This window comes from Pseudoxanthomonas mexicana, from assembly GCF_010093385.1.
Taxonomy (GTDB): Bacteria; Pseudomonadota; Gammaproteobacteria; order Xanthomonadales; family Xanthomonadaceae; genus Pseudoxanthomonas_A; species Pseudoxanthomonas_A mexicana.
This window is the reverse complement of record NZ_PDWV01000003.1, coordinates 34,329-59,459: the sequence shown is the minus strand read 5'-3', so window position 1 is coordinate 59,459 and position 25,131 is coordinate 34,329. Positions and strand designations below refer to the sequence as shown.

Below are 25,131 nucleotides of genomic sequence, written 5' to 3'. Positions count from 1 at the left end.
GCGCGGTGGTAACGTGGTCAACAGAGGGAAAACCGGGTTTTTGGTGGTTTTTCGTGGTTCAATGGGTCGCTCGTCAGGGCGTCGGGAAGGCAGCGTCGTGTTTCAGGGTGAGACCGCCATCACAGTGGACGACAAGGGACGGCTCGCGGTGCCCACCGCGTACCGCGACCTGGTCGCGCGCGAGTGCGGCAACCGCCTGGTGATCACCTACAACCCCTTCGAGGCCGGCAGCCTGTACCTGTACCCGGAAAAGGTCTGGCAGCGGGTCCGCGACGACGTCAACAAGCTGCCCAGCACCCAGCGCGCGCATCGCAGCCTGCAGCTGAAGCTGGTCGGCGCCGCTTCGCCGGTGGAGCTGGACGGCAACGGCCGCATCAGCATCCCGGCCAGCCACCGCAGCGCGGTGGGCATCGAGAAGAAAGCCGTGCTGCTCGGCATGGGCGAGAAATTCGAACTCTGGAGCGAACAGGCGCACCACGCGCAGATCCGTCAGACCCTCACCGACGACGATCTGAGCGCACACATGCTCGAGTTGCGCTTGTGAGCCGGGGTGACGGCAAGCGGCAGTCCGCGCCGGCCGGTCACCTCCCAGCGCTGCACTTGCCGGTGTTGTACACGCAGGTCATGGAAGGGCTGCAGGTGAAAGAGGACGGAACGTACCTGGACGGCACCTTCGGGCGCGGAGGCCACGCGCGCGGCGTGCTGCAACGACTCGGCCCGGGAGGCCGGCTGCTGTTGAGGGACAAGGACCCCGACGCGATCGCGCATGCCGAACAGATGTTCGCGGGCGACGCGCGCGTGGCGATCCGTCGCGGCAGCTTCGCGTCGATGGCTCAGTGGGATGAAACCGCCGCGGGGCTCGATGGCGTGCTGCTCGACCTGGGCGTGTCTTCGCCGCAGCTGGACGTGGCCGAGCGCGGCTTCAGCTTCGGCAAGGACGGTCCGCTGGACATGCGCATGGACCCGGAATCCGGCGAGAGCGCGGCCGAGTGGATCGCGCGTGCCGAAGAGCGCGAGATCGCCGATGTGCTGTGGACCTACGGCGAGGAGAAGCAGAGCCGCCGCATCGCGCGCGCCATCGTTGCCCGTCGCGCGACCCAGCCGTTCACCCGCACCGCCGACCTGGCATCGGTGATCGCCTCGGTCATGCCGCGCGGCGACAAGATCCATCCCGCCACGCGCAGCTTCCAGGCCATCCGCATTCACATCAACCGCGAACTCGCGGACCTGGAGCTTGGCCTGGACGCCGCATTGGCCTGACTCAAGCCCGGTGGCCGGCTGGCGGTGATCAGCTTCCACTCGCTGGAAGACCGCATCGTCAAGCAGTTCATCAACAAGCACGCCAAGGCGCCGCCGGCGAACCGCCGGCTGCCGGTAGCCGAGACGTTCGTGCCCACGCTGCGCGCCATCGGCAGCGGCCAGAAGGGCGAGCCCGATGAAGTGGCCACCAACCCGCGCGCCCGCAGCGCCGTGCTGCGGGTGGCCGAGAAGCTGGAGGCCGCGGCGTGACGCGCTTCCTGCTCGCCGTCCTGGTGCTGGCCAACATCGCTTCCGCGATCGGGGTGGTGTACGCGCGCCACCGCCATCGCGTGCTGTTCGACGAGGTGACGCGGCTGGAGCGCGCGCGGGACGAACTGAACGTCGAATTTGGTCGCCTGCAGCTGGAGCAGGCCACCGTGGCCGAAGCCACGCGCATCGACCAGGTCGCGCGCGTGCGCCTGGGCATGAAGTTCCCGGAAGCGGCCGACATCGTGGTGGTGCGTCCATGACCGCCGCGCCGGCCAAGAACCGCAACCGTGCGCGCTTCAACCTGCGCGGCCGCCTGGCCCTGGTGCTGGGCGCGATGGGCCTGTGCTCGGTCAGCCTGGTCGGCCGCGCGGCTTACGTGCAGCTGATCAACCACGACTTCTACCAGCGCCAGGGCGATGCGCGCTTCCTGCGCGAGATCCCCATCCCGACCTCGCGCGGCATGATCACTGACCGCAACGGCGAGCCGGTGGCGGTGTCCTCGCCGGTGGAATCGGTGTGGGGCAATCCGCAGGAGCTGCTGAAGACGCCCGACCGACTGCCCGAGCTGGCGCAGGCGCTCGGCGTGCCGCTCGACCACCTGACCAACCGCCTGTCGCAGAAGGCCGACAAGGAGTTCCTGTACCTCAAGCGCCGGATCAATCCGGACGAGGCGCAGAAGATCCTGGCGCACAAGATTCCCGGCGTGTTCTCCCAGCGCGAGTTCCGCCGCTTCTACCCGCAGGGGCCGGCGATGGCCCACGTGCTGGGCTTCACCAACATCGACGACCGCGGCCAGGAAGGGCTGGAACTGGCGTTCGACGAATGGCTCAGCGGCACGCCGGGCGTGCAGAAGGTGATCCGCGACAACCGCGGCCGCATCGTCGAGAACGTCGACCTGATCCGCTCCGCGCAGCCGGGCAAGGACCTGACGCTGAGCATCGACCGTCGCATCCAGTACCTGGCGCACCGCGAACTGCGCAATGCGCTGCTCGAACACCAGGCCAGCAGCGGTTCCATCGTGATCATGGACGTGGCCACCGGCGAAGTGCTGGCGATGGTCAACCTGCCCACGTACAACCCCAACGCGATCGACCGGGTGAAGCCGGACGCGCGGCGCAACCGCGCGCTGACGGACATGATCGAGCCAGGCTCCACGATGAAGCCCCTGACCGTGTCGACGGCGCTGAAGGCCGGCGTGGTCACGCCCTCGACGCTGGTCAACACCAATCCGGGCTACATGGCCCTGAACAACCGCTACACCATCCGCGACGTGCCCCGGAACAACGGCGTGCTGACCGTCACCGGCGTCATCACGAAAAGTTCGAACATCGGCTCGATCAAGATCGCCGAGAAGCTGCCCAACGACTACTTCTACGAAAGCATCCACAGCTTCGGCTACGGGCAGAAGCCCGGTAGCGGATTCCCGGGCGAGTCCGCCGGCATTCTTGCCAAACCCGAGCGCTGGAACGGCCTGCAGAAGGCGACCATGTCGTACGGCTACGGCCTGTCGGTGACGCCGCTGCAGATCGCACGCGCCTACTCGGCGCTGGGCAATGGCGGCAGGCTGGTGACGCCGACGTTCGTGAAGGGCCAGCGCAGCGAAGCGCCGCAGGTGCTCGACCCCGCCATCGCACGCGAAGTCGTCGGCATGATGGAAACCGTGGTGACGCAGGGCGGTGCCAAGCGCGCCGGTGTGCTGGGCTATCGCGTGGCGGGCAAGACCGGCACCGCCCGCATCGCCTCCGGCGGCGGTTACGCGAAGGGTCGCTACGCGTCCTTCTTCGCCGGCCTGGTGCCTGCCAGCAATCCGCGCTTCGCGGCCGTCGTGGTCATCACCGATTCGCAGGAAGGCGGCTACTTCGGCGGCCTGGTCGCTGCGCCGGTCTTTCACGACGTGATGGAGGGCGCGCTGCGCCTGATGGACGTGCCGCCGGACGACATCGAAGCCTGGCTGGCCGCGCAGGCCAAGAACGCAGGCAAGCCGGGTGCCGCCGCGCAAGCGCCCGTGTCGCCGCCGATCGCCGACGATGCGGTCGACACCACGGACCCGTCCGCATTCGACGCCCCGCACGCCACGCTGCCGGCCACGGGAGCGACGCGATGAGGCGGATGATGGCCCTGGCCGAACTGTTGCCCGACGTGGACGTGCCGCGCGACATCGTGGTGCGCGGGCTGACCCTGGACAGCCGCAGCGTGCAGCCGGGCGACGCCTTCGTGGCCATTGCGGGATTTGGTGCGCACGGGCTGAACTTTGCGGCACAGGCGAAGGAGAACGGCGCCAGTGCGGTCCTGTTCGAGCCGCCCGTACCGGACGGGTTGGAAGCGCCACGCGACGCGATCGCGGTGCCGGGGCTGCGCGCCCGGATGGGCGTGATGGCCGACCGGTTCCACGCCGCGCCCTCGCACGACATGAAGATGGTCGGCGTGACCGGCACCAACGGCAAGACGTCCACGGTGCAGCTGCTGGCGCAGGCCTGGCATCTGCGCGGCATCCGCTGCGCGACGGTCGGCACGCTGGGCGCCGGCATGTATGGCGAGGTGGTGCCGACCGGGTTCACCACGCCGCTGGTGCTGCAGATGCATGCGCTGCTGGCGCAGTTCCGCGATGCGGGTGCGAAGGCGGTGGCGATGGAAGTCAGTTCGCATGCGCTTGACCAGGGCCGCGTCGACGCCGTGCATTTCGATGTGGGTGTGTTCACCAACCTCACCCGCGACCACCTGGACTACCACGGCGACATGGAGCGCTACGGCGCGGCCAAGTCGCTGCTGTTCTTCCGCCCCGGCCTGAAGGCGGGCGTGGTCAACCTGGACGATGCCTACGGCCGCGACCTCTTCGCCCGGCTGCCGCACGGCGTGCAGCGCATCGGCGTCAGCTCGCGCGGGCAGGCCGATGCCAGCGTGCGCGCGGATGCGCTGCGCCTGGACGGCAACGGCATCGGTTTCGACCTGGGGATCGGCGACGAGGTGCAGCCGGTGCAGTCGCGCCTGCTGGGCCGCTTCAACGTGGACAACCTGCTGGCCGTCGCCGGTGCGCTGCGCGCGTTGGGCGACAGCACCGCCGACATCGCGCGCACGCTGTCGCGGCTGGCGCCGATCCATGGCCGCATGAACCGGCTGGGGGGCGATACCGACGCGGCCGGCGTCCGTCGTCCGCTGGTGGTGATCGACTACGCGCACACGCCGGATGCGCTGGAGCAGGCGTTGGCCAGCCTGCGCGACCACGTGCAGGGCCGGCTGTTCTGCGTGTTCGGCTGCGGCGGCGACCGTGATACCGGCAAGCGTCCGCAGATGGCCGCCATCGCCGAACGCCTGGCCGATGTGGTGGTGGTCACCGACGACAACCCGCGCACCGAGGACGGCGACGTCATCGTGGCCGACATCATGGCCGGCTTCGCGAAGCCGGCTGCCGTGCTCGTGCAGCGCGACCGGGCGCAGGCCATCGCGCAGGCCGTCGCCCAGGCCGGTCCGGACGACATCGTGCTGGTGGCCGGCAAGGGTCACGAGCCTTACCAGGACATCCATGGCGTGAAACACCCGTTCGACGACACCGCCGTGGCGCGCCACGCCCTGGAGGACCGTCGATGAAGCGGCTTCCCCTTTCCCTGCTGGCGCACTGGGCCGGTGGCGAACTGATCGGCGATGATCTGGTGATCGGCTCGTTGACCAACGACACCCGCACCCTGGTGCCGGGCAGCCTGTACGTGGCGCTGCGTGGCGAGCGCTTCGACGGGCACGACTTCGCCTACGACGCCTCCATGCGCGGTGCCGCCGCGGTGCTGGTCGACCACGAGGTAAAGGTCGACGTGCCGCAGGTCGTCGTGCCGGACACCCTGCTGGCGCTGGCGCGCATCGCCGCCGGCCTGCAGCGCGACCGCGTGGAAAAGACGGTCGCCATCACCGGCAGCAACGGCAAGACCACGGTCAAGACGCTGGTGGTATCCATCCTGCAGCGGGCCGGCGTCACCTATTTCAATCCCGGCAACCGCAACAACGAGATCGGCCTGCCGCTGGCGGTCATCGACGCGCCCGACGATGCGGACTTCGCCGTCTACGAGATGGGGGCCGGCAAGCCGGGCGACATCGCCTACCTCACCGACATCGTCACGCCGGAAGTGGCGCTGGTGAACAACATCGCCGCCGCCCACCTGGAGCGCATGGGTTCGCTGGTCGGCGTGGCCGAAACCAAGGGCGCCATCTACGACGCGCTGCCGGCCGACGGCACCGCGGTGATCAATGCCGACGACGCGTTCGCCGAGTATTTCGCCAGCCGCGTGCCGGATCGCCGCATCCTGCGCTTCGGGCTGGATGCCACGGCCGACCTGACGGCGCGCGACATCCGCGCGACCGCGGCCGGGTCGGATTTCGTGCTGGTGGCCCCGCATGGCGACGTCGCCGTCAGCCTGCATCTGCCGGGCCGTCACAACGTGCGGAACGCGCTCGCCGCCGCGGCACTCGCCATGGCCTGCGGCGTATCGCTGGCGACCATCGCCGACGGTCTGTCGGCCGCACAGCCGGTTGCCGGGCGCCAGGTCGCACACACGTTGTCCAACGGCGCGGTGGTGATCGACGACAGCTACAACGCCAACCCCGGTTCGCTGATCGCGGCCATCGAGACGCTCGCCGCCGCGAGTGCGCAGGACGGCGGGGAAGGCTGGCTGGTGCTGGGCGACATGCGCGAACTGGGCGCCGACGAAGAAGCCCTGCACGCCGACATGGGCGCGCGCGCGAGGGCCGCTGGGCTTCGCAGGCTGTACACGCTGGGACCGTTGAGCGCCGCCGCCGCCGCCGCATTCGGCGAGGGCGCGCATTCATTCCAAGATCACGCTTCGCTGGCGGCCGCGCTGCGCGCCGACCTGCGGGCCGGCGTGCGCTGTCTGGTCAAGGGGTCGCGCGGCAGCGCGATGGACCGGATCGTCGCCGCCTTGCTGTCCACCGGGGAGGACACACCGCATGTTGCTTGAACTGGCTCGCTGGCTGCAGAGCCTGGAGAACTTCTTCGGCCTGTTCGGCTACCTGACGTTCCGCGGCATCCTGGCCGCACTGACGTCGCTGGCGCTGTCGCTGTGGCTGGGCCCGGCGGTGATCCGCCGGCTGGGCCAGCTGAAGGGCGGCCAGCCGATCCGCAAGGACGGCCCGCAGTCGCACTTCTCCAAGGCCGGCACGCCGACCATGGGCGGTGCGCTGATCCTGATCACGGTGGCCGCGTCGGTGCTGCTGTGGGGCGACCTGCGCAACAAGTACGTGTGGGTGGTACTGCTGGTCATGCTGTGCTTCGGCGTGATCGGCTGGTACGACGACTGGATCAAGATCGTCAGGCGCGATCCGAACGGCCTGAAATCCCGCTGGAAATACCTGCTGCAGTCGATCTTCGGCCTGGCCGCGGGCCTGTACCTGTATCTGTACGCCGACGTGCCGGCGGCGACGACCTTCTACGTGCCGTTCTTCAAGTCGATCGCGCTGCCGCTGGCCGGCGTCGGCTTCGTCGCCATCGCGTACTTCTGGATCGTCGGCTTCTCCAATGCGGTCAACCTGACCGACGGCCTGGATGGCCTGGCGATCATGCCGACGGTGCTGGTGGCGTGCGCGCTGGGCGTGTTCGCCTACGCCTCCGGCAACGCGGTGTTCTCCAACTACCTGCAGATCCCGCAGGTGCCCGGCGCCGGCGAGCTGACCATCATCTGTGCCGCCATCGCGGGCGCGGGCCTGGGTTTCCTGTGGTTCAACACCTATCCGGCGATGGTGTTCATGGGCGACATCGGCGCGCTGGCGCTGGGCGCGGTGCTGGGCACCATCGCGGTGATCGTGCGCCAGGAACTGGTGCTGGTGATCATGGGCGGCATCTTCGTCATCGAGACGCTGTCGGTGATGATCCAGGTGGCGTCGTTCAAGCTGACCGGCAAGCGCGTGTTCCGGATGGCGCCGATCCATCATCACTTCGAACTGAAAGGCTGGCCGGAGCCGCGCGTGATCGTGCGCTTCTGGATCATCTCCGTCGTGCTGGTGCTCGTCGGTCTGGCCACGTTGAAGGTGCGCTGATGAACGACACGCCGCGCCAGGCCACGCGACTGGAAGCCATCGGGGGCCGCTTCGACCCCTGGTTGCTCGGCGCCATGCTGGCGCTGGCGTCGCTGGGCGTGGTGATGGTCGCCTCGGCGTCGATCTACCAGCACGGCAATCCGTTCTACTACCTGATCCGCCACGGCATGTTCCTGGTCGCGGGCGCGGGCCTGGCGTGGTGGGTGACGCGCACCGAGCTGAAGAGCATCGAGGCGCGCAACCACTTGCTGCTGCTCGGTTGCGTGGTGCTGCTGTTGCTGGTGTTCGTGCCGGGACTGGGCGTGAGCGTGAAGGGCGCGCACCGCTGGATCAACCTGGGCGTGTCGAACTTCCAGGTCGTGGAAGTGGTGAAGGTGTTCTTCATCGTCTGGCTGGCCAGCTACCTGGTGCGCTTCCGCGACGAGGTCAACGCGACCTGGGCGGCGATGCTTAAGCCGTTGGGCGTGGTGGTGCTGCTGGTTGCGCTGCTGCTGATGCAGCCGGACTTCGGTTCGTCCTCGCTGCTGCTGGCGATCACCGCCGGCATGCTGGTGCTGGGCGGCGTGAACATGCCGCGCATGTTCGGCCCGGTGCTGGTGGGCCTGCCCATCCTTGCCGTGATCGCGATCGCCGAGCCGTACCGCATGCGTCGCCTGACGTCATTCTCCGATCCGTGGGCCGATCCGTTCGGCAGCGGCTACCAGCTGACCAATGCCTTGATGGCGATCGGTCGCGGCGAGTGGTCTGGCATCGGCCTCGGCGGCTCCGTGCTGAAGCTGAACTACCTGCCCGAAGTGCATACCGACTTCATTTTCTCCGTGATCGGTGAAGAGCTCGGCTTCGTCGGCGTCTGCCTGGTGGTGGCGCTGTACGCGCTGCTGGTCGGCCGCGCGTTCGTCATTGGCCTGCGCTGCGTGGAAATGCGCCGCCATTTCGCCGGCTATGTCGCCTTCGGCGTCGCGCTGTGGATCGGCATGCAGAGCTTCGTCTCGATGGGGGTGAACCTGGGTCTGCTGCCGACCAAGGGCCTGACCCTGCCGCTGATCTCCTCCGGTGGCTCCAGCATCCTGATGACCTGCGTGGCGATGGGCCTGCTGCTGCGGGTGTCGTACGAACTCGAGCGCACCCAGCGCCAGGTCGCCCTGCGTGGCGAAGCACTGCAGACCACGCCGAGTGGCGAAACGCGGTCGCCCGCCGATGCCGCGCCGGCGACGCCGGCGCCGTCGCCGTCCGAGACGCTGCGTGGCACCAGTCGCCTGCGCGCGCGCGTCGAACCCACCTTCGAGAGGATCGCATGAGCACCGCGCATGCTGCGAATCCCTCGCAAAAGCCCGCACATCCATGTGCGGGAACTCAATTTGCGCCCGTGATGATGATGGCCGGTGGCACCGGCGGTCATATCTTTCCCGCGCTGGCCGTGGCCAAGGTGCTGCGCGCGCGCGGCGTGCCGGTTGTATGGCTGGGCGCTGACGGTGCGATGGAAACACGGCTGGTGCCGCAGCACGGCATCGAACTGGACACGCTCGCGATCACCGGCCTGCGCGGCAAGGGCAAGCTCGCCTTGCTAGGCGCGCCGGTGCGTGTGCTGCGTGCGATCCGTGCGGCGGGTTTCGTGCTGCGTCGCCGGGCGCCTCGAGCCGTGGTCAGCTTCGGTGGTTTCGCCTCCGGACCCGGTGGCGTGGCGGCGCGCTTGATGGGCACGCCGTTGCTGGTGCATGAGCAGAATCGCGCGGCCGGCTTCACCAACCGTGTGCTGGTGAAGGTGGCGCGCCGCGTGATGACCGGGTTCCCCGGTGCGTTCCCGCAGCGCGAGGAAGTAGTGGGCAATCCGGTGCGCGAAGAGATCGCCGCCATCGCGCCACCGGCATCGCGCCTCGCCGGCCGTGAAGGCCCGCTGCGCCTGCTCGTGCTGGGCGGTAGCCAGGGTGCGCGCGCCCTGAACATGGCGGTGCCGCGAGCCCTTGCCACGCTGCCGGCAGGCAGCGTCGATGTGCGCCACCAGTGCGGCGAGAAGCTGCGCGACGAAGCGGCCAGGGCCTATGCGGACGCCGGCGTGGTGGCGCGCGTGGAAGCGTTCATCACCGATATGGCCGAAGCCTACGCCTGGGCCGATCTCGTCGTCTGCCGCTCCGGCGCCTCCACGCTGGCCGAACTGTGCGCAGTGGGCGTGGGCAGCGTGCTGGTGCCGTTCGCACAGGCCGTCGACGACCACCAGACCCGCAATGCCGAGTACCTGGTCGAGCGCGGCGCCGCCGTGCTGTTGAAGCAGGACGACGCCCTGGCCGATGCGCTGGCGACCACGCTGCGCCGGCTGTCCGGCGACACCGCTGCGCGCATGGCGATGGCCGAGGCCGCGCGCGCGCTGGCCAAACCCGATGCGGCCGACCGCATCGCCGACATCATTCTTGAGGAAGCTATCGAAATGAGGACGCAGGCATGATGATGGCCGCCGCACGCGAGCGCCGCCTGCAGCACACCGGCAACCTGGCGAAGGAGTTCCGCCGGGTGCACTTCGTCGGTATCGGCGGCTCCGGCATGAGCGGCATCGCCGAGGTGCTGTGCACGCTGGGCTACGAAGTGTCAGGCTCGGACAATGCCGACAACGCCGCGACCCGCCGGCTGGCGTCGTTGGGTGCGCGCGTGATGCGCGGCCACAACGCCTCCAACGTGCTGGGCACCGACTGCGTGGTGGTCTCCAGCGCGATCAAGCACGACAACCCCGAGCTGATGGAAGCGCGCAGCCAGCGCATCCCCATCGTGCCGCGTGCGGCGATGCTCGCCGAGCTGATGCGCTTCCGCCGCGGCATCGCCGTGGCCGGCACCCACGGCAAGACCACCACCACCAGCCTGACGGCGGCGGTGCTGAGCGAGGGCGGGCTGGACCCGACCTTCGTGATCGGCGGCCAGCTGCTGGCCGCGGGCGCGAACGCCAAGCTCGGCGACGGCCAGTGGCTGGTGGCCGAGGCCGACGAGAGCGACGGCAGCTTCCTGCGGTTGAATCCGCTGATCTCCATCGTCACCAACATCGATGCGGATCACCTGGAGAACTACGGCAACGACTTCGAACGCGTGAAGGCGGCGTTCGCCGAGTTCCTGCAGCGCCTGCCGTTCTACGGCCTGGCCGTGCTGTGCATCGACGACCCGGAAGTCGCCGCCATCGCCACCGACACGCCGCGCCACGTGATGAGCTACGGCTTCGCCGAGCATGCCGACGTGCGTGCCGAAGACGTGGAGCAGGAAGGCGGGCGCATGCATTTCACCCTGCGTCTGCCGGAAGACGCCAGCATCCGCGTCAGCCTCGCATTGCCGGGCCGCCACAACGTGCAGAACGCGCTGGCCGCCGCTGCGGTGGGCTGGCAGCTGGGCGTGTCGCCGCAGAACATCGCCTCCGCGCTGGAGAAGTTCGCCGGCATCGGCCGCCGCTTCAACGACCTGGGCGAGATCACTACGCCGCAAGGTGCGCGCGTGCAGTTGGTCGACGACTACGGCCATCATCCGAAGGAACTGGCGGCCGTGTTCGCCGCTGCGCGCGGCGGCTGGCCGCACAAGCGTCTGGTGGTCGCGTTCCAGCCGCATCGTTACAGCCGTACGCGCGACCAGTTCGACGCGTTCGCCGCGGTGCTGTCGGAAGCCGACGCGCTGGTGCTGAGCGAGGTGTACCCGGCAGGCGAACAGCCCATCGCAGGCGCCGATGCCAAGTCGCTGGCGCGCGCGATCCGTGCGCGCGGCCGCAACGAGCCGGTGGTCGTCAGCCAGGTCGCCGACCTGGTCGACGTGCTGCCTGACGTGCTGCAGGACGGCGATCTGCTGTTGATGATGGGCGCAGGCGACATCGGCCACATGTCGCAGCACATCGCCGCGCACGGCTTCAGCGGGAAGGCATCCGCATGAGCGCCGTGAACGTCGCGCCGCCACGCTTCGACGATCCCGCCCGCTTCGGCCGCGTTGCCGTGCTGATGGGCGGCACGTCCAGCGAGCGCGAAGTGTCGCTGAACTCCGGCCAGAACGTCCTGGAGGCGCTGCTGTCGCAGGGCGTGCAGGCCTTCGCGGTGGACGGTGTGCCGGCCCTGGTGGAGGCGATCCGTGCCGGCCGGGTGGACCGCGTCTTCAACATCCTGCATGGCGGCGACGGCGAGAACGGCGTGCTGCAGGGACTGCTGCAGTCGCTCGGCGTGCCGTATACCGGTCCGGGCGTGCTGGGTTCGGCGCTGACGATGGACAAGATCCGCACCAAGCAGGTGTGGCAGGCGGCGGGCCTGCCGACGGCGGGCTTCGTGCGCATCGCGCCCGGCGGCGATCTGGCCGCGGCGGTGCGTGCACTGGGCTTTCCCGTGTTCGTCAAGCCCTCGACCGAGGGCTCCAGCGTCGGCGTGTTCAAGATCGAGAGCGAGGAGGATCTGGCGCCCGCCGTCGCGTTCGCCTCCTCCTATGCCGGCGAACTGCTGGCCGAGCAGATGCTGACCGGCGGCGAGTTCACCGTCGGCATCCTGGGCGACGTGGCGCTGCCTTCGGTGCGCATCGTGCCGGCGCAGGGCTGGTACGACTATCACGCCAAGTACATCGCCGACGATACGCAGTACCTGTGCCCCGGCCTGGACAATGCCGACGACGAGGCTCGGATCCGCACGCTGGCGCTGGAAGGCTTCCGCGCCGCCGGCTGCAGCGGCTGGGGCCGCGTCGACGTGATGCGCCATGCCGATGGCCGCTTCCTGCTGATGGAAATCAACACCGCGCCCGGCATGACCAGCCATTCGCTGGTGCCGAAGGCCGCCGCACAGGTCGGCATCGGCTTCGAAGCGCTGTGCTGGCGCATCCTGGAGCAGACGGTGCCGGAGGTGGCGGGCCCATGAACGCCGCCCTGCGCATCCTGACCTGGCTGCTTGCGCTGGCGCTGGTCGCGCTGCCGGTCGTGGCCGTGGTCAACGGCTGGATCGGCGCCGAGCGCTGGCCGCTGAGCAAACTGCGGGTGCAGGGCGAACTGGCGCGCGTGCAGCCGGCGCAGCTGCAGGCCGCGGTGCTGCCGTATGCGCGCAGGGGGTTCTTCGCGGTCAGGCTGGAAGAGGCCAAGCGCGCGGTTGAGCAACTGCCCTGGGTGGAACGCGCCGAAGTGCGCAAGCGCTGGCCCGACGTGCTGGAGGTCCGCATCACCGAACACAAGCCGTTCGCGCGCTGGGGCGAGGACAAACTGCTGTCCGAGCACGGCCGCCTGTTCCCGATGCCGAAGGAACTGTCCGGCCTGGACCTGCCGCAGCTCGGTGGGCCCGAATCCCAGGTGCAGGAAGTGACCGCGCTCTACAACGAGTCGCGCCAGCTGTTCGCGCCGATGGGCCTGGACGTCACCACGCTGATGATGGACGCACGCGGCAGCTGGTCGCTGCTGCTGGGCAACGGCACGCAGGTTGTGGTGGGCCGCACCGACGCGCGTCCGCGCCTGGGCCGGTTCGCGCGGATGCTGCCGCAGCTGCTGGCCGCGCAGGCGCAACCGCTGGTGCGCGCGGACCTGCGCTACACCAACGGCTTCGCGCTCAGCTGGGGCGAGGCGCCCAAGGCGCCGCCGCCGGCCCCCACACCGACTCCATTGCCTGCGCCGATCGCGGCCGCAGGTCGTCTTCTGCAGGGCATTACATGAATCGCAAGGGTGACAAATCGCTGATCGTCGGGCTGGACATCGGCACGTCCAAGGTGACGGCGCTGGTCGGCGAATACGCCCCCGGCAATCCGATCGAAGTGATCGGCATCGGCTCGCACGAGTCGCGCGGTCTCAAGCGCGGCGTCGTGGTGGACATCGAATCCACGGTGCAGTCGATCCAGCGTGCGATCGAGGAGGCCGAGCTGATGGCCGGCTGCGAGATCCGCTCGGTCTACGCCTCGATCTCCGGCAACCACGTGCAGTGCCGCAACTCGCCCGGCATCGTGCCGATCCGCGACGGTGAGGTCACGTGGGGCGACCTGGACCGCGTGCTGGAAGCGGCGAAGGCCGTCGCCATCCCGGCCGACCAGAAGATCCTCCACGCCATCCCGCGCGAGTACAAGCTGGACAACTCGCAGGAAGGCATCCGCAATCCGGTCGGCATGACCGGCGTGCGCCTGGAAGTGGACGCTCACCTGGTGTTCTGCGCGCAGTCTGCGGCCGCCAACATCAGCAAGTGCGTGCAGCGCTGCGGCCTGCAGATCGACGACCTGATCTTCTCCTCGCTGGCCTCCAGCGTCGCCGTGCTGACCAGCGACGAGCGCGAGCTCGGCGTGGTGCTGGTCGACATGGGCGCGGGCACCACCGACCTGGCGGTGTTCGTGCAGGGCGCGATCTGCCACACCGCTTCGCTGCCGATCGCCGGCGACCAGGTGACCAACGACATCGCGCACATGCTGCGTACGCCCACGCCCGAAGCCGAGCAGATCAAGGTGCGCTATGCCTGCGCGCTGGCCCAGCTGGCGACGGCCGAGGAAAGCATCCAGGTGCCCAGCGTGGGCGACCGTCCGCCGCGCCGCCTGCCGCGCCACGCGCTGGCGCAGGCCGTGCAGCAGCGCTACGAGGAGATCTTCGAGATGGTGCAGGCCGAACTGCGCCGCTCCGGCTTCGAGGAGCGCGTGCGCGCCGGCATGGTGCTGACCGGCGGCGCCGCGAAGATGGAAGGCGTGGTCGAACTGGCCGAAGAGATGCTGCAGATGCCCGTGCGCGTAGGCATCCCGCAGCACGTCACCGGCCTGGGCGAAGTGGTCGGCAACCCGGTGCACGCCACCGGCGTCGGCCTGCTGCTGATGGGCAGCCAGATCGAACACCCCCGGCGTCCGTCGCTGCCCACGGGCAAGGCGGGCAGCTGGTTCAAGAAACTGCAGAACTGGTATCGCGGCGAGTTCTGAGTGAGGCGACACCTACCGCGAAGTTGAAGGCATCACGAGTTCGTTCCACCAGCACCACATAACTAAATAAACGAGGACAAGGACATGGCACATTTCGAACTGGTTGAAAAGATGGCCCCGAATGCGGTGATCAAGGTCGTGGGCGTGGGCGGCGGCGGCGGCAACGCCGTGGCGCACATGGTCAACGGCAGCGTCGATGGCGTGGAATTCATCACTGCCAACACCGACTCGCAGGCGATCAAGAACTGCGGCGCCAAGCTGCAGCTGCAGCTCGGCAGCAACGTCACCAAGGGCCTGGGCGCGGGCGCGAATCCGGAAGTCGGCCGCCAGGCGGCGCTGGAAGACCGCGAGCGCATCATCGACGCACTGGACGGCGCCGACATGGTGTTCATCACCGCGGGCATGGGCGGCGGCACCGGCACCGGCGCGGCGCCGGTCGTGGCGCAGCTGGCCAAGGAGATGGGCATCCTGACCGTCGCCGTGGTCACCAAGCCGTTCCCGTTCGAAGGTCGCCGCCGCATGCAGGTCGCGCTGAAGGGCATCGAGGAACTGAGCCACCACTGCGATTCGCTGATCACCATTCCCAACGAGAAGCTGATCACCGTGCTGGGCCGCAACGCGACGATGATCCAGGCGTTCCGTGCCGCCAACGACGTGCTGCTCGGCGCCGTGCAGGGCATCGCCGACCTGATCGTGCGTCCGGGCCTGATCAACGTCGACTTCGCCGACGTGCGCACCGTGATGAGCGAGATGGGTCTGGCGATGATGGGCACCGGCTCCGCCCGCGGCGACGACCGTGCGCAGGCCGCCGCCGAGGCCGCCATCCAGAACCCGCTGCTGGATGACGTCAACCTCAACGGTGCCAACGGCATCCTGGTCAACATCACCGCCGGTCCGGACTTCACGATGGCCGAGTTCGACGAAGTGGGCCGCACCATCGAAGGCTTCGCCTCGGAAGACGCGACCGTCGTGGTCGGCACCGTGCTGGACCCGGACATGCAGGACGAAGTGCGCGTGACCGTGGTGGCCACCGGCCTGAACCGCAACGCCGCCCGCCAGCCGGTCGGCCGCGGCGGCGACCTGCGCGAGCCGATGCGCGCGCCGATCAAGCTGGTCCGCGACGCCACCACCGGCATGCCGATCGACGACGGCTTCTCGATGGACCCGATCGGTGCCGCCACCAGCGGCCTGGGCCTGCGCCGGGGTTCGGCTTCGCCCGCGCCGTCGGCCCCGGCCTCCGCGCCGGTGGCGGCGGAACTGCCCTCGGACTACCTGGACATCCCGGCGTTCCTGCGCCGCCAGGCGGACTGATCCACCCGCGTGCCCTCCCCACGAGGGGAGGGAGCAAGACCGAACGACACCGCCATGTCTCTTTGCTGCCGGGCCTTCGCCGGCCCGGCAGCCCTTTCCGGCGGCCTTAACAGGTCGTTGTTGCAGGCGTGGGACAGACCGGTTCTTTCGTTAAGATTCAGCGAATTGCGTGATATTCTCGCTGCCCGCTCAGGTTCCCCCCACCTGCGATTCCTGCCGATGGCCCAGCAACGCACCCTCAAGAACGTGATCCGCGCGACGGGCGTGGGGCTGCACAGTGGCGAAAAGGTCTACATGACGCTGCGTCCGGCGCCGGTCGATACCGGCATCGTGTTCCGGCGCATCGACCTGGATCCCGTGGTCGAGATCCCCGCGAGCGCCGCGCTGGTCACCGAGACGACGCTGTGCACCGGCCTGACCTGCGAAGGCGCCAAGGTGCAGACGGTCGAGCACCTGATGTCGGCGATGGCCGGCCTGGGCGTCGACAATGCCTACGTGGAACTGTCCTCGGCCGAGCTGCCGATCATGGACGGCTCCGCCGGCCCGTTCGTGTTCCTCATCCAGTCCGCCGGCGTTGCCGAGCAGGACGCACCCAAGCGCTTCATCCGCATAACCCGCCCGGTGGAAGTGACCGAAGGCGACAAGGTGGCGCGCTTCGAGCCGTACGACGGTTTCAAGCTGGGTTTCACGGTGAAGTTCGACCACCCGATGATCCCGGCTTCGCAGTCGCGTGCCGAGGTGGACTTCTCCACCGGCGCCTACATCAAGGAAGTCGCGCGCGCGCGCACGTTCGGCTTCATGCGCGACCTGGAATACATGCGCGAGCGCAACCTGGGCCTGGGCGGTTCGATGGACAACGCCATCGTACTGGACGAGTTCCGCGTGCTGAACGAGGACGGCCTGCGCTACACGGACGAGTTCGTCCGCCACAAGATCCTGGACGCCATCGGCGACCTCTACCTCGCCGGCCGCCCGATCCTGGGTGCCTACGAGGGCTTCAAGTCGGGCCATGCGCTGAACAACAAGCTGGTCCGGGCCCTGCTGGCCGAAACCTCGGCCTGGGAAGAGGTGACCTTCGAGGACCGCGCCACGCCGTCCCCGGTCACCTATGCGACGCCTGCCCTGGCGGTCTGAGACGCGCGTCCCCTCCGGACGGTGACCCTGCTGTCGCCCGGTTCCCCACCCCCGTCACGCGGTGGTGCGGAAATGGTTACGCCTTGGCGAAACTGTGAACTGCGTCGAATTTCAGGCCCGAAAATAACCTTTTTCTAACGTTTGGCTAACGTCCCGACCAACGGTGGCCGGTACCATGCCCCGTCCTTCGTGATGGCCGGGTCAATTTTTCCGGCGCCCGCGATGACCGCCCTGCGGGGTGGGGGTACCGGCGGAGTCCGGGGCCGACAGGAGGTCGAGGGCCGCTTGCAGCCCTCTGCGGGAGGCCTCCGATACGGGTACGACCGCTGCCTGCGCGGGCTTCACGACCGGCGCGGGGCGCGTCTTGGCGGTGACTTCGGTGACCGCCAGTCCGATGGATTGGGCCACGTTGATCAATTCGGGTGCCGCCAGGCGTAGCCGGGCGTTCCACACCGGGGAGTCGACGATAAAAACGAGCCGCTTGCCCGCCACGTTCGCCAATCGGCAATGCGGCGCCAGGGCAGGGGGAAGGCAGGGGCGAAGCTGCTGTTCCAAGGCGTCCAGCCACATGGCGCGACGCACCGGGTCGGTGGCGGCATCCGTCAGGGCAGCCTGCAGGGCAGGTTGTGCGATGCCGGTACGGCGCGGCTTGGACTTCGAATCAGACATCGGTATCTATGAGCTTTAAGACCATCGTAAACAATTCGCGTACCTGGTGGGCCCATGCGTCCGCCCATGGTGCCTACCGCATCCGCCTTGCCTTCCATGCGCGTCCGCTGGCCAGTGCCTCGGTGCTGGTCGCCGCCGGTCTGCTGATCGGCGTGGCCGGGCGCAGCGCCGCCGGCATGGCGCAGGTTTCGCTGCTGCAGGCCAAGGCCGAGCAGCGCGATGCCGAACTGGACCAGGTGCGCCGCGGTGCCCAGCAGGAAATCAACGCCATGGCCGCGCGCCTGGGCGAGCTGCAGGCGCAGGCCAACCGGCTGAACGCCCTGGGCGAACGCCTGACCCGCGTGGGCCAGCTGCAGGACGGCGAGTTCGACTTCAACGAGCCGGTGGGCGTGGGCGGCAACGACGTGTCCTACGACATGAAGCCCGCCGAACTGGTTGCCGGCGTGGACAAGCTGGAGCAGCAGTTCGCCGCCTCGGGCCGCCAGCTGTCCGTGCTCGAGGCGCTGCTGTTCAATCGCGAACTGGACCGGAACGCCACGCCGGGCCGCCTGCCGATCGCCAACAGCTACATCACCTCCGGCTTCGGCGGCCGCGCCGATCCCTTCGGTGGCGGTGGCCAGTACCACAAGGGCATCGACTTCAAGGCCAGCGTCGGCGATCCCGTGCTGGCGGTGGCCGACGGTGTGGTCAGCTTCGCCGGCGTGAAGGGCGGCTACGGCAACGTCGTGGATGTCGACCACGGCAATGGCTATGTCACCCGCTATGCGCACAACTCGCGCCTGACCGTGCGCGCGGGCGATCTGGTCCGCGTGGGCCAGGAAGTGGCCAAGGCCGGCTCGACGGGCCGCTCCACCGGTGCGCACGTGCACTTCGAAGTGTGGGAGAACGGGCGCGTGGTCAATCCGCGCAAGTTCCTGGGCGAAGGTCCCACGCCGGTGGGCCAGTCCGTCAAGCGCGGCTGACCGCGATCTGACGCGGCGCGGAGCCTGCTCCGCTGCCCTCCGGCCCTGGACTGGCCGTGTCTGCCATGTGGCGTCGAGCAGGCTCGACGCCAGTGCCGGCGTTCGGGAACCATCCCAGGCGCAGTCGGTCTGACGGTCCGCCTTGATTCCCCGGGCGGCGCCCCAAGCTACAATACGGTGTTGCCAGACAGGGCGCCTTGCGCCCTGTTTCGTTTTCGGCCCGCGACACCGCGGGGCCGCGGCGTTCCTTTCCCATCCGGTTCCCTACATGATCAACAAACTGCTTACCCGTGTCTTCGGCAGTCGCAACGAGCGCCTGCTCAAGCAGCTGCAACGCATCGTCGACAAGATCAACGCGCTGGAGCCGGAGCTGCAGAAGCTGTCCGACGAGGAGCTGAAGGCGAAGACGCCGGAGTTCCAGCAGCGCATCGCCGGCGGGGAAGCCCTCGACAAGATCCTGCCCGAAGCCTTCGCGGTCTGCCGCGAGGCCAGCCGCCGCGTGCTGGGCATGCGCCACTACGACGTGCAGCTGATCGGCGGCATGGTGCTGCACCTGGGCAAGATCGCCGAAATGCGCACCGGCGAAGGCAAGACGCTGGTGGCCACGCTGCCCACCTACCTCAACGCGCTGGAAGGCAAGGGCGTGCACGTCGTCACCGTGAACGATTACCTGGCCCGCCGCGACTCGGCCTGGATGGGCCGCCTGTACAACTGGCTGGGCCTGAGCGTGGGCGTCGTCTACCCGGGCATGCCGCACGGCGACAAGCACGCCGCGTATGCCGCCGACATCACCTACGGCACCAACAACGAGTTCGGCTTCGACTACCTGCGCGACAACATGGCGATGTCTAAGGCCGACCGCTTCCAGCGCGGCCTCCACTACGCCATCGTCGACGAAGTCGACTCCATCCTGATCGACGAGGCGCGCACCCCGCTGATCATCTCCGGCCCGGCCGACGAATCGCCGGAGCTGTACATCCGCGTCAACCGCATCGTGCCCCAGCTGGTCAAGCAGGAGAACGAGGAAGCCGAAGGCGACTACTGGGTCGACGAGAAGGGCAAGCAGGTGCACCTGTCCGAAGCGGGCATGGAGCACGCCGAGGAGCTGCTGCTGCAGGCCGGCATCATCAGCGAGGAAGAACCGCTGTACGGCGCCAACAACCTGTCCGTCGTGCACCACCTCAATGCCGCGCTGCGCGCGCATGCCATCTACCAGCGCGATGTGGACTACATCGTGCGCGATGGCGAAGTGGTCATCGTCGACGAGTTTACCGGCCGCACGCTGCCGGGCCGCCGCTGGTCCGACGGCCTGCACCAGGCGGTCGAGGCGAAGGAAGGCGTGCCGGTCCAGCGCGAGAACCAGACGCTGGCCAGCGTGACGTTCCAGAACCTGTTCCGCATGTACAGGAAGCTGTCCGGCATGACCGGCACGGCCGACACCGAAGCGTTCGAGTTCCAGAGCATCTACGGCCTGGAAGTCATCGTCATCCCGACCAACCGTCCGACCGTGCGCAAGGATTCGCCGGACCAGGTGTTCCTCAACCGCCAGGGCAAGTTCAAGGCGGTGCTGGCCGATATCCAGGACTGCTACCAGCGCGGCCAGCCGGTGCTGGTGGGCACCACCTCGATCGAGACGTCGGAAATGCTGTCCGACTTCCTCGGCAAGGCGGGCGTGCCGCACGAAGTGCTGAACGCCAAGCAGCACGAGCGCGAGGCGCACATCGTGGCGCAGGCCGGCCGTCCGGGCGCGATCACCATCGCCACCAACATGGCCGGCCGCGGTACCGACATCGTGCTGGGCGGCTCGCTGGAAGCCGAATACGAAGCACTGGGCGAAGACGCCGATGAGGCCGCCCGCGCCGCGGTGAAAGCCGAATGGCAGAAGCGCCACGAAGCCGTGAAGGCGGCCGGCGGCCTGCACATCGTCGGCACCGAACGCCACGAATCCCGCCGCATCGACAACCAGCTGCGCGGCCGTTCGGGCCGCCAGGGCGATCCGGGTTCGTCCCGCTTCTACCTGTCGCTGGAAGACAACCTGATGCGCATCTTCGCCTCGGACTGGGTCCAGAAGGCGATGAAGCTGATCGGCATGAAGGAAGACGACGTCATCGAGGACCGGCTGGTCAGCCGGCAGATCGAGAAGGCGCAGCGCAAGGTGGAAGCGCACAACTTCGACATCCGCAAGAACCTGCTGGACTTCGACGACGTCAACAACGACCAGCGCAAGGTGATCTACGCCCAGCGCGACGAGCTGCTCGAAGCCGAATCGGTGAAGGAGAACATCGACGGCATCCGCGGCGACGTGGTCGCCGAGACCGTCGCCCGCTTCGTGCCGGCGAACTCGGTGGACGAGCAGTGGGACCTGCAGGGCCTGGAGCGCGAGCTGGCCGAGGAGATGGGCCTGGACCTGCCCGTCAGCCGCTGGCGCGAGGAAGCCGAGGAACTGGATGCCGAGACCATCGAGCGCCGCGTGCAGGAAGCCATGGACAAGCATTTCGCCGACAAGGAAGCGGTGATCGGCGAGGAGACCATGCGCGCGCTGGAAAAGCACATCATGCTGACGGTGCTCGACAAGAACTGGAAGGAGCACCTGGCGCGCATGGATTACCTGCGCCAGGGCATCCACCTGCGTGGCTACGCGCAGAAGCAGCCCAAGCAGGAGTACAAGAAGGAGGCCTTCGAACTGTTCTCCAGCATGCTGGAGCGGGTGAAGAGCGAAGTGGTGACCCTGCTGTCGCGCGTCCGCATCCGCAGCGAGGAAGAAGTCGCCGCGCTGGAGGCGCAGGAGCGTGCCATGGCCGAGGCGCAGGCGCGGCAGATGCAGTTCCAGCATCAGGATGCCGGCGGCTACGGCGCCGACGAAGAAGCCGAGGAAGCGCAGCGGCTGGCGGCGGCCCAGGGCGGCTACGTGCAGTCCGGCCCCATGCCGGCGCACCGCGATGCGCCCAAGGTCGGCCGCAACGATCCCTGCCCGTGCGGCAGCGGCAAGAAGTACAAGCACTGCCACGGCCAGCTGGCCTGAGGCCTGGCCGCATCGTCCGAGGGAGAAGCCGCGCACTGCGCGGCTTTTTCTTTGGGGAGGCGAGGGTGAGGGCTATTTGCGTCTACCCGCGGGTTCCCGGCAAGCTTCCGCTATGCAGACTCCGTTGCGATCGATCCATGTCATGGCTGCCGTCATCACCGATGCGCGTGGCCGCATCCTGCTGGCCCGCCGTACCGAAGGCCGTGACCTGGCCGGGCGCTGGGAGTTTCCCGGCGGCAAGCAGGAGCCGGGGGAACAGCCCGGGGACGCGCTGGGGCGGGAATTGCGCGAGGAGCTGGGCATCGAGGCGCGCGTGGGCGCGCACCTCATCAGCGTCCCGCAGCAGTACCCCGACAAGCGGCTGTGCCTGGAGGTGCGGCAGCTGACGGGCTGGAGCGGTACGCCGCGGGGGCACGAAGGACAGGCGCTGGCGTGGGTGCCGGCGGACAAGCTGACGCGCTACGACATGCCGCCCGCGGATCGGCCGGTGGTGGCGGCGCTGCTGCAGCCGGACCGTTACCTGGTCACGCCGGAACCGGAGGATACGGAGCAATGGCTTGCAGCGTTCGAGCAGGTCCTCTCGGAGGGAGTCCGCCGCGTGCAGGTGCGCGCGCGCGGGCTGTCGGGCGACGCCTGGCGCGCGTTGGCGACCCAGGCGGTCGCGCGGTGCCGGCAGGCGGGCGTCGAGGTGCTGCTCAATGGCGACATCGACCTGGCGCGCGAACTGCAGGTGGGCGTCCACCTGCGTGCGAACCAGTTGGCCGGTCTGGTGGCGCGACCGCTTGAACAGGGCGCGCCCGTGGCGGCGTCCTGCCACACGCCCGAGGACCTGCGGCAGGCGGAGGCGCTGGGCTGCGATTTCACGGTGGTGGGCAGCGTGCATCCCACGCTCAGCCATCCCGGCGGTGAGGCGCTCGGATGGCACGGCTTCGCCCGCCTGCGCGAAGGGGCCTCACTGCCGATCTATGCCATCGGCGGCATGGCGGCCGCCGACATCGCCGATGCGCGCCGGCATGGCGCGCAGGGCATCGCCGCCATCCGGGGGTTGTGGCCGGCGATGTAACGCATCGCGGACGCTCCGCGTTCGACGCGCATCGCGCGCACGGTTCCTACAATGCGGCGGTGCTCTGTAGGAGCGCCCTCGGGCGCGATGCTTTCCCGTCGGTGCTCGAAGAGCATCGCGGGCATGGCCCGCTCCTACAGGGTGGTGCGGCGCGCTTTGTAGGAGCGCCCTCGGGCGCGATGCTTTTTTATCCTCGGTGAAAGAGCGTCGCAGGCATGACCCGCTCCCAAATCTGACGGTTCAGCGCGGCAGTCCCTGATGTTCGTGCCGCACGCCAGCCAAGAAGCTGGCGTTCATGCCGCCTCTTGTCTTCCCGCACGCCGGTCATGGAGCGCTCCGGCGCCATCGTGTCCATATGCCAGGCCATGCGTACCTAGTGACCGCGACCACCCTGGCGCGCCAATCCTTCTTCAGCGAATTCGCCCCGGCCTGCGCGGCCGCGCGCCGCCATCTCGACCCCCATGTCTGCCGCGATTCGCGACTGCTGGCGTGGGTGTTGATGCCGAACCACGGGCATTGGTTGGTCCAGATTGGCGACGGCGATCATCTTGCCTCGATCATGAATCGGATTAAGTCCGCTACAGCGCGTGCCTACAACGAAGAATCGGGGCGTACCGGCGCGCTCTGGGCACGGGCTTATCACGAGCGCTTGTTACGCGTTGACGATGACGTGAGGGGAGCCGCGCGTTATCTGGTCGCCAATCCCGTCAGGGCAGGGCTGGTGAAACGCGTGGGCGACTACCCGTTCTGGAATGCGGTGTGGATTGGGGATCGGAGCGAAGGCGCTGTAGGAGCGCCCTAGGGCGCGATGCTCTTCGGTGCGTGTTGGCAAAAAGCATCGCGGGCATGGCCCGCTCCTACAGTGTGGTGTGGTGGGGTCTGTAGGAGCGCCCTGGGGTGCGATGCTTTTCGGTGCGCGTGGACAAGAAGCATCACGGGCATGGCCCGCTCCTACAAGGTGTAGCGAGGGGTTTATAGGAGCGCCCTTGGGCGCGATGCTTTCCCATCCGTGCTCGAAAGAGCATCGCGGGCATGGCCCGCTCCTACGGCGTGCTGGAGGCCAGGGCCACGTAGCGGGCGTGCAGTTGATCGGCCGCGCGTTGCAGATGGGCCAGGTCGCCGTCGTTGACGACGATGTCGTCGGCCAGCGCCAGCCGCTCCGCGCGCGAGGCCTGCGCGGCCATCATCTGGTCGGCCAGGGTGGCGTCGATGCCGTCGCGCTGCATCAGCCGCGCCTTCTGCACGGCAGCGGGAGTGTCCACCACCAGGATGCGGTGCAGCCACGGATAGGCTGCGCGGCCGCCGCCCTCGGTGAGCAGCGGGACCGTGGCGATGGCATAGGGCCCCGGCGCGGCCCGGCAGATCGCCTCCAGCCGTGCGCGGATGGCCGGGTGCAGGATGGCCTCCAGTGCGCGCCGCTGGTCCGGGTCGCCGAATACGCGCACCCGCAGCGCCGCGCGGTCGAGCTGTCCGTCGGCCTGCAGCACGTCGCCCCCGAACCGTTCCACCACCGCGGCCAGTGCCGGTTCGCCCGGGGCGGCCACCTCGCGCGCGAGCAGGTCGGCATCCGCCACCACGACGCCCTGCTTGGCGAACGCCTTTTCCAGCGCGCTCTTGCCCGAGGCGATGCCGCCGGTCAGTCCGATGAAGTAGTCGCTCATGCGCCGATCATGCCGGGCCGGGGAGCCTGGGGTCTATTTCAGCCCGGCGAAACGCAGGTAGGCATCGATGATCTGCGGGCCCCAGAAGAACACGATCCAGCCGGCGATGGCCAGATAGGGGCCGAACGGAATCGGCGTGGCGCGGTCGCGGCCCTGCGTGGCCAGCCACACCGAACCGATAACCGCGCCGACCACTGAGGACAACAGCAGCGTCGGCAGCACGCCGTTGAGTCCCACCCAGGCGCCGATGGCCGCCAGCAGCTTGAAATCGCCCCGCCCCATGCCTTCCTTGCCGGTAATCTGCTTGAACAGCCACCACACCAGCCACAGCGAGACATAGCCGGCGATCGCGCCCAGCAGCGCCGGCTTGGCCGGCATGTACAGGTTGTCCAGACTGCCGATCAGGCCCAGCCACATCAGCGGCAGCGTCAGCTGGTCGGGCAGCAGGCGCGTGCGCAGGTCGATGCCGCTCAGTGCCACCAGGTAGCAGCTGAAGAGGGCCGCACCGAACCCCTGCCAGCCGAAGCCGAAGCGCCAGACCGAGGCCATCGCCAGCAGCGCGGTCAGCAGCTCAACCAGCGGATACTGCGGCGAGATGGGGGCCTTGCAGTGGCGGCACTTGCCGCGCAGCACCAGCCAGCTGAACAGCGGGATGTTCTCGTACCACGACAGCGGCGTCTTGCAGTGGGGGCAGTGCGAGCGCTCCACCACGATGCCGGGCGGCGGGGGATCGTAGATCTCCGGCTCCTCCAGCACCTCGCGCGCGTCGCGCTTCCACTCCCACTCCAGCCGTCGCGGCAGCCGCAGGATGACCACGTTGAGGAAGCTGCCCACCAGCAGGCCCAAGCCTGCCACCACCGGGTACCCCAATTCGGGGTGCTGATCCAGGAATGCCATCGAACG

General features: G+C 68.6%; 21 protein-coding genes and 1 pseudogene. 19 read left to right on the top strand and 3 right to left on the bottom strand.

What is annotated here, in order from left to right; all coding sequences use genetic code 11:
- Window positions 1-61: 61 nt before the first annotated feature.
- The 15 genes and pseudogenes from mraZ (at window position 62) to lpxC (ending at window position 16,851) form a co-directional block, all read left to right on the top strand.
- On the top strand, window positions 62-544 hold the full coding sequence (gene mraZ, locus CSC76_RS02035) for a division/cell wall cluster transcriptional repressor MraZ (RefSeq protein ID WP_187573348.1): 483 nt from the start codon (window positions 62-64) through the stop codon (window positions 542-544).
- Window positions 541-1,509: pseudogene (gene rsmH / locus CSC76_RS02030) on the top strand (16S rRNA (cytosine(1402)-N(4))-methyltransferase RsmH). The gene mraZ and the pseudogene rsmH overlap by 4 nt, the downstream one beginning before the upstream one ends.
- Window positions 1,506-1,769: a cell division protein FtsL gene (gene ftsL, locus CSC76_RS02025; protein ID WP_162108395.1), complete on the top strand. Its 264-nt coding sequence runs from the start codon at window positions 1,506-1,508 to the stop codon at window positions 1,767-1,769. Before rsmH ends, ftsL begins: the two are co-directional and overlap by 4 nt.
- Window positions 1,766-3,613 (top strand): peptidoglycan D,D-transpeptidase FtsI family protein, encoded by a 1,848-nt coding sequence (locus CSC76_RS02020; protein WP_162108394.1) that lies wholly within the window; start codon window positions 1,766-1,768, stop codon window positions 3,611-3,613. The genes ftsL and CSC76_RS02020 overlap by 4 nt, the downstream gene beginning before the upstream one ends.
- The gene (locus CSC76_RS02015) at window positions 3,610-5,094 is read left to right on the top strand and encodes a UDP-N-acetylmuramoyl-L-alanyl-D-glutamate--2,6-diaminopimelate ligase (protein ID WP_162108393.1); all 1,485 of its coding nucleotides are present in this window, start codon (window positions 3,610-3,612) and stop codon (window positions 5,092-5,094) included. The genes CSC76_RS02020 and CSC76_RS02015 overlap by 4 nt, the downstream gene beginning before the upstream one ends.
- Window positions 5,091-6,470 (top strand): UDP-N-acetylmuramoyl-tripeptide--D-alanyl-D-alanine ligase, encoded by a 1,380-nt coding sequence (locus tag CSC76_RS02010; protein WP_162108392.1) that lies wholly within the window; start codon window positions 5,091-5,093, stop codon window positions 6,468-6,470. The genes CSC76_RS02015 and CSC76_RS02010 overlap by 4 nt, the downstream gene beginning before the upstream one ends.
- A complete protein-coding gene (gene mraY, locus CSC76_RS02005) occupies window positions 6,460-7,545 on the top strand; it encodes a phospho-N-acetylmuramoyl-pentapeptide-transferase (RefSeq protein ID WP_162108391.1) in 1,086 nt (361 codons plus the stop codon). The genes CSC76_RS02010 and mraY overlap by 11 nt, the downstream gene beginning before the upstream one ends.
- A complete protein-coding gene (gene ftsW / locus CSC76_RS02000) occupies window positions 7,545-8,843 on the top strand; it encodes a putative lipid II flippase FtsW (RefSeq protein ID WP_162108390.1) in 1,299 nt (432 codons plus the stop codon). The genes mraY and ftsW overlap by 1 nt, the downstream gene beginning before the upstream one ends.
- A gap of 71 nt (window positions 8,844-8,914) precedes the next feature.
- Complete coding sequence (murG, locus tag CSC76_RS01995; protein WP_238394847.1) at window positions 8,915-9,985, top strand: undecaprenyldiphospho-muramoylpentapeptide beta-N-acetylglucosaminyltransferase; 1,071 nt, start codon at window positions 8,915-8,917, stop codon at window positions 9,983-9,985.
- A complete protein-coding gene (gene murC, locus CSC76_RS01990; RefSeq protein ID WP_162108464.1) occupies window positions 9,985-11,436 on the top strand; it encodes a UDP-N-acetylmuramate--L-alanine ligase in 1,452 nt (483 codons plus the stop codon). The genes murG and murC overlap by 1 nt, the downstream gene beginning before the upstream one ends.
- On the top strand, window positions 11,433-12,395 hold the full coding sequence (locus tag CSC76_RS01985) for a D-alanine--D-alanine ligase (protein WP_162108388.1): 963 nt from the start codon (window positions 11,433-11,435) through the stop codon (window positions 12,393-12,395). Before murC ends, CSC76_RS01985 begins: the two co-directional genes overlap by 4 nt.
- Window positions 12,392-13,174, top strand: coding sequence for a cell division protein FtsQ/DivIB (locus CSC76_RS01980; protein WP_162108387.1), 783 nt, complete (start codon window positions 12,392-12,394; stop codon window positions 13,172-13,174). Before CSC76_RS01985 ends, CSC76_RS01980 begins: the two co-directional genes overlap by 4 nt.
- The gene (ftsA, locus tag CSC76_RS01975) at window positions 13,171-14,406 is read left to right on the top strand and encodes a cell division protein FtsA (protein ID WP_055940270.1); all 1,236 of its coding nucleotides are present in this window, start codon (window positions 13,171-13,173) and stop codon (window positions 14,404-14,406) included. The genes CSC76_RS01980 and ftsA overlap by 4 nt, the downstream gene beginning before the upstream one ends.
- A gap of 84 nt (window positions 14,407-14,490) precedes the next feature.
- Window positions 14,491-15,717, top strand: a complete 1,227-nt coding sequence (gene ftsZ / locus CSC76_RS01970; protein WP_162108386.1) for a cell division protein FtsZ — start codon at window positions 14,491-14,493, stop codon at window positions 15,715-15,717.
- Window positions 15,718-15,936: 219 nt separating this feature from the next.
- Complete coding sequence (gene lpxC / locus CSC76_RS01965) at window positions 15,937-16,851, top strand: UDP-3-O-acyl-N-acetylglucosamine deacetylase (protein ID WP_162108385.1); 915 nt, start codon at window positions 15,937-15,939, stop codon at window positions 16,849-16,851.
- Window positions 16,852-17,052: 201 nt separating this feature from the next.
- Here the strand turns inward: lpxC and CSC76_RS01960 are convergent, their stop codons facing one another.
- Window positions 17,053-17,520: a DciA family protein gene (locus CSC76_RS01960; protein WP_162108384.1), complete on the bottom strand. Its 468-nt coding sequence runs from the start codon at window positions 17,518-17,520 to the stop codon at window positions 17,053-17,055.
- 8 nt (window positions 17,521-17,528) lie between these two features.
- Here CSC76_RS01960 and CSC76_RS01955 point away from each other — a divergent pair, with 8 nt between their 5' ends.
- The 4 genes from CSC76_RS01955 (at window position 17,529) to CSC76_RS01940 (ending at window position 23,369) form a co-directional block, all read left to right on the top strand.
- Window positions 17,529-18,482, top strand: a complete 954-nt coding sequence (locus tag CSC76_RS01955) for a M23 family metallopeptidase (protein WP_162108383.1) — start codon at window positions 17,529-17,531, stop codon at window positions 18,480-18,482.
- A 268-nt stretch (window positions 18,483-18,750) separates the two neighbouring features.
- Window positions 18,751-21,504: a preprotein translocase subunit SecA gene (gene secA / locus CSC76_RS01950; RefSeq protein ID WP_162108382.1), complete on the top strand. Its 2,754-nt coding sequence runs from the start codon at window positions 18,751-18,753 to the stop codon at window positions 21,502-21,504.
- Window positions 21,505-21,616: 112 nt separating this feature from the next.
- Window positions 21,617-22,567 carry a Nudix family hydrolase gene (locus CSC76_RS01945; RefSeq protein WP_162108381.1) on the top strand — a complete coding sequence of 317 codons (951 nt, stop codon included), beginning with the start codon at window positions 21,617-21,619 and terminating at the stop codon, window positions 22,565-22,567.
- 295 nt (window positions 22,568-22,862) lie between these two features.
- Window positions 22,863-23,369 carry an REP-associated tyrosine transposase gene (locus CSC76_RS01940; protein ID WP_162108380.1) on the top strand — a complete coding sequence of 169 codons (507 nt, stop codon included), beginning with the start codon at window positions 22,863-22,865 and terminating at the stop codon, window positions 23,367-23,369.
- A 241-nt stretch (window positions 23,370-23,610) separates the two neighbouring features.
- Here the strand turns inward: CSC76_RS01940 and coaE are convergent, their stop codons facing one another.
- Both coaE and CSC76_RS01930 read right to left on the bottom strand, forming a co-directional pair.
- Window positions 23,611-24,228, bottom strand: a complete 618-nt coding sequence (gene coaE / locus CSC76_RS01935; RefSeq protein ID WP_162108379.1) for a dephospho-CoA kinase — start codon at window positions 24,226-24,228, stop codon at window positions 23,611-23,613.
- 33 nt (window positions 24,229-24,261) lie between these two features.
- Window positions 24,262-25,125 carry a prepilin peptidase gene (locus CSC76_RS01930; RefSeq protein ID WP_162108378.1) on the bottom strand — a complete coding sequence of 288 codons (864 nt, stop codon included), beginning with the start codon at window positions 25,123-25,125 and terminating at the stop codon, window positions 24,262-24,264.
- Between the last annotated feature and the right edge of the window lie 6 nt (window positions 25,126-25,131).

Excerpts from the sequence above, each read along its gene's own strand:
- mraZ (WP_187573348.1), top strand. The coding sequence starts at position 62 with ATGGGTCGCTCGTCAGGGCGTCGGGAAGGCAGCGTCGTGTTTCAGGGT.
- CSC76_RS02020 (WP_162108394.1), top strand. The coding sequence starts at position 1,766 with ATGACCGCCGCGCCGGCCAAGAACCGCAACCGTGCGCGCTTCAACCTG.
- CSC76_RS02015 (WP_162108393.1), top strand. The coding sequence starts at position 3,610 with ATGAGGCGGATGATGGCCCTGGCCGAACTGTTGCCCGACGTGGACGTG.
- CSC76_RS02010 (WP_162108392.1), top strand. The coding sequence starts at position 5,091 with ATGAAGCGGCTTCCCCTTTCCCTGCTGGCGCACTGGGCCGGTGGCGAA.
- mraY (WP_162108391.1), top strand. The coding sequence starts at position 6,460 with ATGTTGCTTGAACTGGCTCGCTGGCTGCAGAGCCTGGAGAACTTCTTC.
- ftsW (WP_162108390.1), top strand. The coding sequence starts at position 7,545 with ATGAACGACACGCCGCGCCAGGCCACGCGACTGGAAGCCATCGGGGGC.
- murG (WP_238394847.1), top strand. The coding sequence starts at position 8,915 with ATGATGATGGCCGGTGGCACCGGCGGTCATATCTTTCCCGCGCTGGCC.
- murC (WP_162108464.1), top strand. The coding sequence starts at position 9,985 with ATGATGGCCGCCGCACGCGAGCGCCGCCTGCAGCACACCGGCAACCTG.
- CSC76_RS01985 (WP_162108388.1), top strand. The coding sequence starts at position 11,433 with ATGAGCGCCGTGAACGTCGCGCCGCCACGCTTCGACGATCCCGCCCGC.
- CSC76_RS01980 (WP_162108387.1), top strand. The coding sequence starts at position 12,392 with ATGAACGCCGCCCTGCGCATCCTGACCTGGCTGCTTGCGCTGGCGCTG.
- ftsA (WP_055940270.1), top strand. The coding sequence starts at position 13,171 with ATGAATCGCAAGGGTGACAAATCGCTGATCGTCGGGCTGGACATCGGC.
- ftsZ (WP_162108386.1), top strand. The coding sequence starts at position 14,491 with ATGGCACATTTCGAACTGGTTGAAAAGATGGCCCCGAATGCGGTGATC.
- lpxC (WP_162108385.1), top strand. The coding sequence starts at position 15,937 with ATGGCCCAGCAACGCACCCTCAAGAACGTGATCCGCGCGACGGGCGTG.
- CSC76_RS01960 (WP_162108384.1), bottom strand. The coding sequence starts at position 17,520 with ATGTCTGATTCGAAGTCCAAGCCGCGCCGTACCGGCATCGCACAACCT.
- CSC76_RS01955 (WP_162108383.1), top strand. The coding sequence starts at position 17,529 with ATGAGCTTTAAGACCATCGTAAACAATTCGCGTACCTGGTGGGCCCAT.
- secA (WP_162108382.1), top strand. The coding sequence starts at position 18,751 with ATGATCAACAAACTGCTTACCCGTGTCTTCGGCAGTCGCAACGAGCGC.
- CSC76_RS01945 (WP_162108381.1), top strand. The coding sequence starts at position 21,617 with ATGCAGACTCCGTTGCGATCGATCCATGTCATGGCTGCCGTCATCACC.
- CSC76_RS01940 (WP_162108380.1), top strand. The coding sequence starts at position 22,863 with ATGCCGCCTCTTGTCTTCCCGCACGCCGGTCATGGAGCGCTCCGGCGC.
- coaE (WP_162108379.1), bottom strand. The coding sequence starts at position 24,228 with ATGAGCGACTACTTCATCGGACTGACCGGCGGCATCGCCTCGGGCAAG.
- CSC76_RS01930 (WP_162108378.1), bottom strand. The coding sequence starts at position 25,125 with ATGGCATTCCTGGATCAGCACCCCGAATTGGGGTACCCGGTGGTGGCA.